Origin of the sequence: Kitasatospora sp. NPDC056181 (assembly GCF_042266225.1) — a bacterium.
GTDB lineage: Bacteria > Actinomycetota > Actinomycetes > Streptomycetales > Streptomycetaceae > Kitasatospora.
Genome location: NZ_JBHJUK010000015.1, coordinates 1 through 12,938 on the forward strand (window position 1 = coordinate 1; position 12,938 = coordinate 12,938).

Consider the following 12,938-nt stretch of genomic DNA (forward strand, 5'->3'; position numbering starts at 1 on the left):
GGTGTCTTCTGCGGCTTGACGCCCCGTCCGACGTTTCAAACTCTAGCCCATCCCCGCTCCGAGAAGCGAATCCGGCCGCAATCCATATAAACGGATACGCCGAATAAGACCCGAGCCGCACCGCCGAAAAAGGCAAAGCACGACCCAGCCCGAACCGGGAAGTGATGTTTCTAGGGATTGGCCGCTACGGGACCGTCCGCGCCGATGCGTGTCCGGTGCTCCCTGCCGAGCGACTAGGGAACACTACGCCAACCAACGAGCCGACGCAAACGGTCCCTCCGGCGCGCGGCACGCACCCGCGGACTCACCGGCGACGTGCGAAAGGCCGCCGGCCGGACCCCGGGGAGAGGGGTCCGGCCGGCGGGCGGGTGGGGCGGGGTTCAGCTGTTGGTGGGGAAGCCGAGGTTGATGCCGCCGTGCGAGGGGTCGAGCCAGCGCTGGGTGACGGCCTTGCCCCGAGTGAAGAACTGCACGCCGTCCGGGCCGTACGCGTGGGTGTCGCCGAACAGGGAGGCCTTCCAACCGCCGAAGGAGTAGTAGGCGACCGGCACCGGGATCGGCACGTTGATCCCGACCATGCCGACCTCCACCTCGTACTGGAAGCGCCGGGCCGCGCCGCCGTCGTTGGTGAAGATGGCGGTGCCGTTGCCGTACGGGTTGGCGTTGATGAGGGCGACGCCCTCCTCGTACGAGGCGACGCGCACGACGGAGAGCACCGGGCCGAAGATCTCGTCGTTGTAGACGGACATGCCGGGCTTCACGTGGTCGAACAGCGTGGGGCCGAGCCAGAAGCCGTCCGCCGTCGGGGCGCCGTTCTTGTCCTCGGCGGTGATCGCGTGCTTGCGGCCGTCGACGGAGAGCTCCGCACCGTCCGCGACACCGGACTCCACGTAGGAGGTGACCTTGTCCCGGTGCTGTCCGGTGACCAGCGGGCCCATCTCGGAGTCGCCGTTGCAGCCGGGGCCGACCTTCAGCTTGGCCATCCGCTGCTTGATCTTCTCGACCAGCTCGTCGCCGATCGGGTCGACGGCGACCAGCACCGAGACCGCCATGCAACGCTCGCCGGCCGCGCCGAAGCCGGCGTTGATGGCGGCGTCGGCGCTGAGGTCGAGGTCGGCGTCGGGCAGCACCAGCATGTGGTTCTTGGCGCCGCCGAGCGCCTGCACGCGCTTGCCGTAGCGGGTACCGGTCTCGTAGACGTAACGGGCGATCGGGGTGGAGCCGACGAAGCTGACCGACTTGATGTCGGGGTGCTCCAGCAGACGGTCGACGGCGACCTTGTCACCGTGCACGACGTTGAAGACGCCGTCCGGCAGCCCGGCCTCCTTCCACAGCTCGGCGAGGAAGTTGGCCGCCGACGGGTCCTTCTCGGAGGGCTTCACCACGACGGTGTTCCCGGCCGCGATGGCGATCGGGAAGAACCACATCGGCACCATGGCCGGGAAGTTGAACGGCGAGATGATCGCGACCGGGCCGAGCGGCTGGCGGATCGAGTAGACGTCGACGCCGGTCGAGGCCTGCTCGGTGAAGCCGCCCTTGATGAGCTGCGGGATGCCGCAGGCGTACTCGACGACCTCCAGGCCGCGGGCGATCTCACCGAGCGCGTCGGAGTGCACCTTGCCGTGCTCGGAGACGATGATCGCGGCCAGCTCGTCCCGGCGGGCGTTGAGCAGCTCGCGGAAGCTGAAGAGGACCGTGCTGCGCTTGGCCACCGAGGCGTTGCGCCACTCTGCGAAGGCCGACGCCGCGGCGGCCACGGCCTGGTCGACCTCGGCGATCTCCGCGAAGTCGACGTGGCCCGCGACCTGGCCGGTGGCCGGGTCGAAGATGTCACCGCGACGGGGAGCGGTGCCGGCGGTGGCGACCGGCTCGCCGCCGATCCAGTGGATGATGTGCTTGCTCAAGTCCCTCTGCCTCCGAAGTCCCGGGCGGCGTCCTGCCGTAGTCCCTGGTGTGGCGCCGCCCGCGAGTGGGCCGGGCGACGGGATCACGGGGCTACCGCGCTCACCACCCAGTCTGGTGGCCGCCGTGCCCGGCCTCAACGAACAGGCTGACGGGCATCGGGGATTCAGCCTTACAGGTCGTAGGCCAGCTGGGCCGAACGGGCGAGGATCAGCCTTCTTCGGGTTCCGGGGACTCCTCCTCGACGTCCTCCAGGTACGGGTCATGGAGCCCGTCCGGGGCCTCCCGGGTCTCCAGCAGGTCCAGCCGGAGGTCCTGTGCCCAGGCCAGTGCCCACCGCTTCAGCCCGTCGACCTCGCCCCCCGCGACTCCCCTGGCCCGGAACCGTCCGTCGGCCGCCTCGGCCAGTGTCTCCAGCCGGTCGGCGAGAACGGTGGGCTGGAAGTCGGTGTCCAGCGCACCCGCCATCGCGAGCAGCTCGCCCTCCCGGTACCAGGCGGTCAGCACGTGGACGTCGACCAGGTCGCGGGGAAGGCCGCGGTCGGCGAGCAGCATGGTGGCCAGCGCGGCCGCGTCCTCCAGGGCGACGGCGGTCATCGGCAGCGGCGCCTCCGGTTCGCCGAGGTCCAGGCGGACCGGGCGGTGGCCCAGCGGCTCCTTGCGCAGCTCCACCGTGTGCGTCCGCCCGCCGAGGGCCAGCCGGACGGCGAGCTGCTCCAGGCGCGGCGTGCCCGGGCGTTCGGCCACCCCGCCGCCGGCCGCCCGGTAGGCGGCGGCCAGCTCGGCGGCGGCCTGCGGCAGGTCGGTGCCGCCGCTGGTCACCAGGGTGAGCCCGTCCTGCGGACAGGCCGGCACCCCGTGCGCGCGCAGCGCGTGCCCTCCGGCGAGGGCGAGCCCGAGCCGGTCGCAGACGGGCCGGGCCAGCTCGGCGAGCCGCTGCTGGGCCGGCCCCGGGCGGAGGGACGCGTCGAGGGCATCCGGGGCGGTGGTCACGCTTCCAGTCTGACCCGGGCGCCCGTCCTGCGCGCCCACGCGCCGCCGGCCCCACCCGTCCCGACAAGCCCCGGCCCGAGCGGCCCCGGCCCCACCCGACCCGACAAGCCCCGGACCGACCGGTGCGGGCCTTCCCGGAGCCGGCCGCCTGGACCGGGGGGGCGGAGTCACCGGTCGGTCAGCCGGGCGGCGGCCTCGTGCAGGGCGAGCTCCAGCAGGACCGGGTCGTTGAGCCGACCGGAGCCGTCGGGCGGCACGAGCCAGCGCACGCCCCGGCTGCGCCGTCCGGGGTGCGGGACGACGATCCAGGTGCCGTCGCCCGCGGTTCTCACCCCGGTGCCGACCCAGCGGGCGGCCGTCCCGACCGGGATGAGGAAGCCGACGCTCTCCCCGCCGAAGTCGGTGAGGACCGGCCCGCAGGAACGGGCGTCCAGGATGTCGAGGACGGGACGGCCGAGCCGGCCCGGCACCGACAGGACGTCCCAGCGCCGGCCGGCGGGCAGCAGCATCAGACCCGGCCCGGTGCGTTCCCACTGCTCCCGGCAGGACTCCGGATCCGGTGCCGCCTCGGCGAGCCAGTGCAGTCCGGTGCTCTCCATGTCCCGTCCCCGTCTCTCGGCGTTGTCGCCGGTCGTGGCGCGACGGGAAACCCGAGACCCGCCGTCACCAACGAGAGGCGGACGGCGGGTCTCTCTTACACCGGTACCGGATCACGTGATCCGAACGGGCTCAGCTGTCGAAGCCCAGCCCCATCCGGTCGAGGGTGCGCAGCCAGAGGTTGCGCCGGCCGCCGGTGCGGTCGGCCCGCTGGAGCGAGCGGGTGGTGATCTCGATGCCGGCCCACCGGACCGGCTCGGGCGGGAACGGCAGCGGCTTGCTGCGCACCATCTCCAGTGAGGTGCGCTCGGTCCGGGCGCCGTCCAGCAGGTCGAGCATCACCTCGGCGCCGAACCGGGTGGCGCCGACGCCGAGCCCGGTGTAGCCGGCCGCGTAGGCGACCCGGCCGCGGTAGGCGGTGTCGAAGAAGGCGCTGAACCGGGTGCAGGTGTCGATCGCGCCGCCCCAGGCGTGGGTGAAGCGCAGCCCCTCCAGCTGCGGGAAGCAGCGGAAGAAGTTGTGCGCCAGGGTGCGGAACGTCTCCGGCCGCTGGTCGTACTCGTTCCGGACGTGCCCGCCGTAGTGGTAGACCGCGTCGTAGCCGCCCCAGAGGATGCGGTTGTCGGCGGAGAGCCGGAAGTAGTGGAACTTGTTGGCGCTGTCGCTGAGCCCCTGGCGGCCCTGCCAGCCGATGGCGGCGAGCTGCTCCGCGCTGAGCGGCTCGGTCATCAGCGCGTAGTCGTAGACCGGGACGACGAACGGGCGGACCCGCTTGACCAACGACGGGAAGACGTTGGTGCCGAGCGCGACCCGGCGGGCGAAGACCCGCCCGTACGGGGTGCGGACGGCCATGCCGCTGCCGTGCTCGCTCAGGTCGGTGGCCCGGGTGTGCTCGAAGATCCGCACGCCCTGGGCCTCGCAGGCGGCCTTGAGGCCCCAGGCCAGCTTGGCGGGGTGGACCATCGCCACGCCCTCCTTGTCCCAGATCCCGCCGAGGAAGGTCGGCGAGTCGACCTGGGCGCGCAGCTCGTCGCGGTCGAGCACGGTGACGTCGAGGCCGTACTCGGCGACGGCCTCGGCGACCTCGTGCAGCTCTTCGAGCTGGTGGGGCTGGGTGGCGATGTCGATCTCGCCGGTGCGCTCCCACTCGGCGTCGATGCCGTAGCGCTTGAGGGTGTCCTCGATGCCGTCCAGGTTGGCGGCACCGAGGCGTTCCAGCTGCCCGAGTTCGGCGGGCCACCGCTGCAGGCCGTTGCCGAAGCCGTGGGTCAGGCTGGCCGCGCAGAATCCGCCGTTGCGCCCGGACGCGGCCCACCCCGCTTCCTTGCCCTCGACCAGGACGACGTCCAGCGAGGGGTCGCGCTCCTTGGCGATCAGCGCGGTCCAGAGGCCGGAGTAGCCGCCGCCGACGACCAGCAGGTCGCAGTGGACGTCGCCGACGAGGGCGGGCAGTGCCTCCGGCCTGCCCGGGTCCTCCAGCCAGAAGGGGGTGGGCCTGGCGTCACTGAGTGCGCGGGCGGAGTCCATGCATTATCAGCCACTTTCTGCACATTGATGATGGTTGCGGGCCCCTGCCGACGGTATGCCGGCAGGCGGCCCGGGCGGTCAGGCCGTGGCCTTCCGGCGGTTGCCGAGCCACTGGCCGGCGACGGTGAGCGCGACGGCGGCGACGAACATCGCGGTGCCGATGACGTTCACCTGCACCGGGATGCCGCGCTGCGAGGCGCCCCAGACGAACATCGGGAAGGTGACCGTGGTCGGCCCCGAGTTGAACTGGGTGATGATGAAGTCGTCGAAGGAGAGCGCGAAGCTGAGCAGCGCGCCGGCGGCGATGCCGGGGGCGGCGAGCGGCAGGGTGACCCGGAGGAAGGTCTGGACGGGCGTGGCGTAGAGGTCCTGGGCGGCCTGTTCGAGCCTCGGGTCCATGCTCATCACGCGTGCCTTGACCGCCGTCACGACGAAGCTCAGGCAGAACATGATGTGCGCGATCAGGATGGTCGTGAAGCCGAACGGGATGCGCATGTTGAGGAAGAGCGTGCCCAGCGAGGCGGCCATCACCACCTCGGGCATGGCCATCGGCAGGAAGATCATCGCGGTGGTGGCCGAGCGGCCGCGGAAGCGGTAGCGGGCCAGCGCGAAGGCGACCATGGTGCCGAGGACGGTGGCGCCGATGGTGGCGAGCACCGCGACCTGGAGGCTCAGCGAGAGCGACTGGCACATGTCGGCGACGCCGCAGGGGTTGGTCCAGGCGTCGGTGGAGAACTCGGACCACTCGTAGTTGAACTTGCCGACCGGCTTGTTGAACGAGAAGGCGAGCACCACCAGGTTGGGCAGCACCAGGTAGGCCAGGGCGAGCAGGCCCGCGAGCACCACCAGGTGGGCGCGGATCCATGTGAACACTCGGGACATCAGACCAGTTCCTCCGTCCCGGCCTTGCGCATGTAGACCGTCACCATGCCCAGGATCAGGGCCATCAGGATGAAGCTCAGCGCGGCCGCCGTGGGGTAGTCGAGCACGTTCAGGAACTGCTTCTGGATGCCGTTGCCGACCATCTGCTCGCTCGGCGAGCCCAGCAGCTGGGCGTTGATGTAGTCGCCGGACGCCGGGATGAAGGTGAGCAGCGTGCCCGCGACGACACCCGGCAGCGAGATCGGGAAGGTCACCTTGCGGAAGGTGGTGAACGGGCGGGCGTAGAGGTCGCCGGCCGCCTCGTGCAGGCGCGGGTCGATCCGCTCCAGCGAGGTGTACAGCGGCAGGATCATGAACGGCAGGAAGTTGTAGGTGAGGCCGCAGACCACGGCGAGCGGCGTGGCGAGCACCCGGTCGCCGGAGGTGAGGCCGATCGCGCTGGTGAGGTCCAGGACGTGCAGCGCGTTGAGCGCGCCGACCACGGGGCCGCCGTCCGAGAGGATCGTCTTCCAGGCCAGCGTGCGGATCAGGAAGCTGGTGAAGAAGGGCGCGATCACCAGGATCAGGATGACGTTGCGCCAGCGCTTGCTCGCCTTGAAGGCGATCGTGTACGCGAGCGGGTAGCCGATGGCCAGGCACATCACGGTCGCGGTGGCGGCGTATCCGAACGAGCGGACGAAGTGCCAGCGGTACTCGACCAGGGCGTCCCAGTAGGTGGCGAAGTGCCAGGTGACGCGGAAGCCCTCCTCCAGCGAGCCGGTCTGCAGCGAGGTGGAGCCCTGGTAGACCATCGGCACGGCGAAGAAGACGACCAGCCAGGCGATGCCGGGCAGCAGCAGCCAGTACGGGGTGAGCTTGCGCTTCGGCCTGGGGGCGGCGTCGGGCAGGGGGCTGCCGTCGGGGGGTATGGCCTGCGGCGGTGCCGCCGGGGTGGTGGTGGTCATGCCGCCTCCTCCCCGGTGCCCGCGTCGATCGCCTGGGCGGCGTCCAGGGCGAAGGAGTGCGCCGGGTTCCAGTGCAGGACGACCGGTGCGCCGGGGACGATCCGGGCGTCGCGCTCCATGTTCTGCTCGAAGACGGTGACCTCCTGGCCCCCGTCGGTGCGCACCAGGTACTGGGTGGAGACGCCGATGAAGCTGGAGTCGGCCACGGTGCCGGTCAGCCGGTTGCGGCCCTCGGCGACCTCGGCGGAGACGTGCTCGATGGTGATCTTCTCCGGGCGGACCCCGAGGTGGACCTTCTTCGTGTCGGTGGCGCAGCGGGCCTTCGGGACGGCGAGCCGGATGCCGCCGCAGGTGAGCAGCAGGTCGTCGCCCTCGCCGCCGGTGACCTCGGCGGGCAGCAGGTTGGACTGGCCGAGGAAGTTGGCCACGAAGGTGGTGGCGGGGTTCTCGTAGAGGTCGGCGGGCGCGCCGAGCTGTTCGACCCGGCCGCCGTTCATCACCGCGATGGTGTCGGCCATGGTCATGGCCTCCTCCTGGTCGTGGGTGACGTGGACGAAGGTGATGCCGACCTCGGTCTGGATCCGCTTGAGCTCCAGCTGCATCTGGCGGCGGAGCTTGAGGTCGAGGGCGCCGAGCGGCTCGTCGAGGAGCAGCACCTGCGGGTGGTTGATCAGTGCCCGGGCGACGGCGACGCGCTGCTGCTGGCCGCCGGAGAGCTGGTGCGGCTTGCGCCGGGCGTACTGGCCGAGCTCGACCAGCTCCAGCATCTCGTCGACCTGCTTCTTGACGTCCTTCTTGCCGCGCCGGCGCAGGCCGAAGGCGACGTTCTCGAAGATGTCGAGGTGCGGGAAGAGCGCGTAGCTCTGGAAGACGGTGTTCACCGGCCGCTTGTACGGGGGCAGGGCGGTCACGTCCTGGCCGCCGATCAGGACGGTGCCGCTGGTGGGCTCCTCCAGTCCGGCGATCATGCGCAGGGTGGTGGTCTTGCCGCAGCCGGAGGCGCCGAGCAGGGCGAAGAAGGAGCCCTGCGGGACGGTCAGGTCGAGCGGCTGGACCGCGGTGAAGGAGCCGTAGGTCTTGCCGATGCCGGTGAGGCGGACGTCGCCGCCGGTGGCCGCGGAGCGCTGCTGCTCTGTCATGGGTGGTGTCTCTCTGGTTCTCTGCCGTCAGTGGGGGTCAGGCGCCGATGAGCTTGGAGAACTTCTCCTCGAAGCCGCTCTCCTCGGTCTCGGTGAGGGTCCGGAAGACGTGCGCCTTGGCCGCCATCTCGGGGGTGGGGACGACCAGCGGGTTGGCCGCGCTGTCCGGGGCGAGGGTGGCCAGCTCCTCCTTCATCCCGGTGACGGCGGAGACGAAGCCGATGCCCGCGACCAGCTGCGCCGCGATCTCCGGCTGATAGTAGAAGTCGATCAGCTTCTCGGCGTTGGTCTTGTGTTGCGCCTTGGCCGGGACCAGCATGTTGTCCGTCGACGTGACGAAGCCCTTCTCGGGTATGACGAACTCGATGTCCGGGTTGTCGGCGCGCAGTTGGATGAGGTCGCCGCCCCAGGCGACGCAGGCCGCGATGTCGCCGGAGGAGAGCTCCTGGCCGTAGTCGTTGCCGGTGAAGCGGCGGATCTGCTTGCTGTCCACCGCCTTCTGGAGGCGGGCGATCGCCGCGTCGTAGTCGTCGGCGGTGAACTTCGCCGGGTTCTTGCCCATGTCGAGCAGGGTCATCCCGATGCTGTCGCGCATCTCGGAGAGGAAGGTGACCCGTCCCTTGAGGTCCGGGTCGTCCAGCAGCTGCGCGATGCTGGTGACCTCCTTCCCCTTGGTGGCCTTCTTGTTGTAGGCGACCACCGTCTGGATGCCGGCCCACGGGTAGCTGTAGAGCCGGCCCGGGTCCCAGTCGGGGGCGCGGAAGCGCGACTCGACGTTGGTGATGGCGGTGGTGACGTTGGCCGGGTTGAGCTTCTGCGCCCAGCCGAGGCGGATCAGCCGGGCGGCCATCCAGTCGGTGAGCACCACCAGGTCGCGGCCGGTGTCCTGGCCGGCGGCGAGCTGCGGCTTGACCTTGCCGAAGAACTCGACGTTGTCGTTGACGTCCTCGGTGTACTTGACCTTGATCCCGGAGGCGGCGGTGAAGGCCTCCAGCGTGCCGTGCTTCTCCTTGTCCTTCTCGTCGGTGTCGACGTAGAGCGGCCAGTTGGAGAAGTTCACCTCCTTCTCGCTGTCCGAGAGGTCCTTGGCGGCGTTCGCCGTGGAGTCGCCGGTGCCGGCGGTCCCGGCGGCCGGGATGCCGCAGGCGGCCAGGCTTCCCGCACCGGCGGTGAGGGCGGCGGCGCGCAGCAGGGTACGGCGGCTGAGGGCGGCCCGGCCGCCGGTCAGGCTGCGTTCCCAGGCCTTGCGGACCGGTTCCGACAGGCCGTCGGTGAGCTCGTTGAACGCCATGGAACGGACCTCCTGGGGAGAGAGGGGGTGAGGGGGGCCACCCGGGCCGGTTATCTGTCTCCGAAGACGGTGCGGTGCCAGTCCTTGCGGGCGACCGCGGTGGTGTCGAACATGACGTGCTTGACCTGGGTGTACTCGTCCAGCGAGTACTGCGACATGTCCTTGCCGTAGCCGGAGGACTTGTAGCCGCCGTGCGGCATCTCGCTGATGATCGGGATGTGGTCGTTGACCCAGACGCAGCCGGCCGCGATCTCCCGGGTGGCCCGCAGCGAGCGGTGGACGTTGCTCGTCCAGGCCGAGGCGGCCAGGCCGTACGGGGTGTCGTTGGCCAGCCGCAGGCCCTCGTCGTCGCCGTCGAAGGGCAGCACGACCAGGACGGGGCCGAAGATCTCGCCCTGGACGATCTCGCTGTCCTGGGCGGCGCCGGTGACCAGGGTGGGGGCGTAGTAGGCGCCGCGGGTGAGGTCGCTGCCGTCGTGGCCCTTCTCGGGGGAGCGGCCGCCGGTGACGACGGTCGCGTAGGAGCGGGCGCGCTCGACGAAGCCGGCCACCCGGTCGCGGTGGGTGTGGGAGACCAGCGGGCCCAGGTCGGTCTGCGGGTTCAGCGGGTCGCCGAGCCGGACCGCGCCGTACAGCTCGGCGACGCCGGCCACGAAGGCGTCGTAGAGCGGCCGCTGCACGTAGGCCCGGGTGGCGGCGGTGCAGTCCTGTCCGCCGTTGATCAGCGAGGCGGCGACCGCTCCGTGCACGGCGGCCTCCAGGTCCGCGTCGTCGAAGACCACGAACGGGGCCTTGCCGCCGAGCTCCAGGTGGGTGCGCTTGACGCTCGCGGTGGCGAGTTCGGCGACGCGCCTGCCGACGGGGGTGGAGCCGGTGAAGGACACCATCGCGACGTCCGGGTGGGAGACCAGGTGCTCGCCCGCGGTGCGCCCGGCACCGGTGACGACGTTGACCACGCCGTCCGGGATGCCGGCCACCGTGCAGGCCCTGGCGAACATCAGCGAGGTCAGCGGGGTCAGTTCGGCCGGCTTGAGGACGATGGTGTTGCCCGCCGCGATCGCCGGGAGGATCTTCCAGGCGGCCATCTGCAGCGGGTAGTTCCACGGCGAGATCGAGCCGACCACGCCGACCGGCTCGCGCCGCACGTACGAGGTGTGGTCGCCGGAGTACTCGCCGGCCGCCTTGCCCTCCAGGTTGCGGGCGGCCCCGGCGAAGAACGCCGTGTTGTCGATGGTCCCGGGGACGTCGAACTCGGTGGCCAGCTTGACCGGCTTGCCGGTCTGCGCGGTCTCCACCGCGGCGAGGTCGGCGGCGGCGTCGGTGAGGACGGCGGCCAGCCGGGTCAGCGCCTCGGAGCGGGCGCCCGGGGTGGCGCCGGCCCACTCGGGCAGCGCCGCCCGGGCGGCCGCCACCGCGGCGTCGACCTGCCCGGTGGAGGCCAGGGAGATCTGCTCGACCACGCTGCCGTCGGCGGGGTTGACGACCTGGAAGGGCTCGCCGCTCCCCCGGCTCTGCCGGCCCGCGATGTACTGCGCGCCCGCGCCGAAGTCGGTCAGGTCCATCTGGTTCCTCCAAGTGCCCGGTGGTTCGGCGGCCCGCGGTTCGAACGCCGTACGGTCTGCCGATCGGCTGGTCCCCGTCATGCTGCCCGTGCCGGCGGGCGCAGGGCCCGTACCGGCGTCGGTACGACTGGTCGAGTCGCCGCGTCTGCGGTACGGGGGGAATCCGGTCCGGTTGATCACCGGGATGCGCGATCCTGACAGCCCCGCGTTACCCCGACAAGGGATTCCACTGTTGCTTTCCGGTTACGCAACGGATTCCGCCGGGATGTTCGTTTTCCGCCACAGCCGACCCGCTGACCATGCCCGTTGGCGCCCGCGCGTGACAAGGGTCACTCCGACAACCTCAGCGCAAAGGGCCTTACAGGGTGGAAGGGTTCGGGGAGGGCAACAGGTCGTCGCCGCGATGGATGATTTACCTGACACTCTGAACCCTGGAGGCCCCGCGATGCTCCCCACCGTCGCCCGCGTGCTCGACCTGGAGGTGATGCGGCGCGGCCTCCCCCAGGTCGTCGCCGGCGCCGCCCACCTGGAGCGCCCGGTCCGCTGGGTCCACGTCAGCGAACTGCCCGACGTCGCCGGCGTCCTGCAGGGCGGCGAGCTGGTGCTGACCACCGGCATCGCGCTGCCCGAGGACCGCGAGGGCCTGGCCCGCTACGTGCGCGAGCTGGACGAGGTCGGGGTGGCCGGGCTGGTCATCGAGTTCGGCCGGCGCTACTTCGACTCGCTGCCGCGCGCCCTGGTGCACGCCGCCGAGCAGCGCGGACTGCCGCTGATCGCGCTCCGCCGGGAGCTGCGCTTCGTCGCCGTCACCGAGGCCGTGCACGCCTTGGTGGTCAACGCCCAGCTGGAGCAGCTGCGCACGTCGGAGGCGGTCCACCAGGTCTTCAACGAGCTGGTGGTGGAGGGGGCCGAACCGGCCGAGGTGGTCCGCCAGGTGGCCCGGATGGCGGGCGGGCCCGTCGTCCTGGAGAACCTCGCCCACCAGGTCCTGGCGCACGACACCGCCGGACGGCCCGAGACCGAGCTGCTGGAGGACTGGGAGCGCCGATCCCGCGGGGTCCGCCCGGCCGGGCGGACCGGCCACGACCCGCGCAGCGGCTGGCTGGTGACCACCGTCGGCGCCCGCGGCCAGGACTGGGGCCGGCTCGTCCTGGTCCAGGACCCGGGGCCGCTGCCGGAGGGCGGCACGCACCCGCACACCATGCTGCTGGAACGCGGCGCCTCCGCGCTGGCGCTCAACCGGCTGGTGGTCCGCGACCGGGAGAGCCTGGAGCGGCAGACCCACCGCACCCTGCTCTCCGGCATCCTCACCCACGCGCTGACCGTCTCCGAGGTGGCCCTGCGCGCCCAGGCGCTCGGCGTGCCGCTGGAGGGCCGGCGGCTGGTCGGCGTGGTGCTGCGCCAGCGCCGCGGGCCGATCCCGGCCGCCCTGGAGGCCCAGGCCCGCCTGCGCGACTTCACCGAACTGGCGGCGAGCGCCGTCCGCGTCTGCCGGCTCTCCGCCCTGGTCGGCGCGCTGGACGACGAGGGCGTGGGCGTGCTGATCGCGCTCGGCACCCAGCAGGACGAGCACGCCGCGCTGGACGCCTTCGCGGCGGCGCTGCGCCGGCTGACCGCGGAGGCGCACCGGGACACCGCCCCGGTGCCGGCCCCGGTGGTCGCGGTCGGCTCCTCGGTCGGCTCGGTCCGCGACGCCCGGCGCACCCTGCTGGAGGCCACCCAGGTCGCCGACGCCGCCCTGCACGACGCACCCGGCGGGCGGGCCGCCGCCTACTACCGGCTGCCCGACGTCCGGCTGCGCGGCCTGCTGCACCTGCTGCGCGACGACGCCCGGCTGCAGACCTACGTGGAGCGCGAGCTGGGCCCGCTGCTCGCCTACGACGCCGAGCACAACGCCCAGCTGGTGCAGATGCTGCGGATCTACCTGGAGCAGGGCCGGAACAAGTCCGCGGCGGCCGACGCCGCGCACCTGTCCCGGCCGTCCTTCTACGACCGGCTGCACAAGGTCGAGCGGATCCTCGGCGTCGACCTCGACCAGGTGGAGTCCTGTCTCTCCCTGCACGTGGCGCTGCTCGCGCTGGACGCCGTGCGCAGGTAGCCG

The 12,938-nt window shown here is 71.7% G+C and carries 10 protein-coding genes; 1 reads left to right on the forward strand and 9 read right to left on the reverse strand.

Going from position 1 to position 12,938, the window contains the following annotated elements; translation table 11 throughout:
* Positions 1-380: 380 nt before the first annotated feature.
* From ACFC1F_RS08875 to ACFC1F_RS08915, 9 genes are all read right to left on the reverse strand, one after another.
* Complete coding sequence (locus ACFC1F_RS08875) at positions 381-1,904, reverse strand: CoA-acylating methylmalonate-semialdehyde dehydrogenase (RefSeq protein ID WP_376156705.1); 1,524 nt, start codon at positions 1,902-1,904, stop codon at positions 381-383.
* Positions 1,905-2,112: 208 nt separating this feature from the next.
* Complete coding sequence (locus ACFC1F_RS08880) at positions 2,113-2,895, reverse strand: hypothetical protein (RefSeq protein WP_376156706.1); 783 nt, start codon at positions 2,893-2,895, stop codon at positions 2,113-2,115.
* Between the two features lie 167 nt (positions 2,896-3,062).
* Entirely contained in the window at positions 3,063-3,494 is a 432-nt protein-coding gene (locus ACFC1F_RS08885) for a hypothetical protein (protein WP_376156707.1), read from the reverse strand.
* A gap of 130 nt (positions 3,495-3,624) precedes the next feature.
* Complete coding sequence (locus tag ACFC1F_RS08890; protein WP_209411480.1) at positions 3,625-5,019, reverse strand: FAD-binding oxidoreductase; 1,395 nt, start codon at positions 5,017-5,019, stop codon at positions 3,625-3,627.
* A 78-nt stretch (positions 5,020-5,097) separates the two neighbouring features.
* Complete coding sequence (locus tag ACFC1F_RS08895) at positions 5,098-5,901, reverse strand: ABC transporter permease (RefSeq protein ID WP_148642749.1); 804 nt, start codon at positions 5,899-5,901, stop codon at positions 5,098-5,100.
* Positions 5,901-6,845 carry an ABC transporter permease gene (locus ACFC1F_RS08900; RefSeq protein ID WP_376156708.1) on the reverse strand — a complete coding sequence of 315 codons (945 nt, stop codon included), beginning with the start codon at positions 6,843-6,845 and terminating at the stop codon, positions 5,901-5,903. The genes ACFC1F_RS08895 and ACFC1F_RS08900 overlap by 1 nt, the downstream gene beginning before the upstream one ends.
* A complete protein-coding gene (locus ACFC1F_RS08905; protein WP_209411476.1) occupies positions 6,842-7,984 on the reverse strand; it encodes an ABC transporter ATP-binding protein in 1,143 nt (380 codons plus the stop codon). The genes ACFC1F_RS08900 and ACFC1F_RS08905 overlap by 4 nt, the downstream gene beginning before the upstream one ends.
* Before the next feature lie 37 nt (positions 7,985-8,021).
* A complete protein-coding gene (locus tag ACFC1F_RS08910) occupies positions 8,022-9,275 on the reverse strand; it encodes a PotD/PotF family extracellular solute-binding protein (protein WP_376156709.1) in 1,254 nt (417 codons plus the stop codon).
* A gap of 50 nt (positions 9,276-9,325) precedes the next feature.
* Positions 9,326-10,837: a gamma-aminobutyraldehyde dehydrogenase gene (locus ACFC1F_RS08915; protein WP_376156710.1), complete on the reverse strand. Its 1,512-nt coding sequence runs from the start codon at positions 10,835-10,837 to the stop codon at positions 9,326-9,328.
* Positions 10,838-11,282: 445 nt separating this feature from the next.
* Here ACFC1F_RS08915 and ACFC1F_RS08920 point away from each other — a divergent pair, with 445 nt between their 5' ends.
* Positions 11,283-12,935, forward strand: coding sequence for a PucR family transcriptional regulator (locus tag ACFC1F_RS08920; protein WP_209411470.1), 1,653 nt, complete (start codon positions 11,283-11,285; stop codon positions 12,933-12,935).
* The last annotated feature ends 3 nt before the right edge of the window (positions 12,936-12,938 follow it).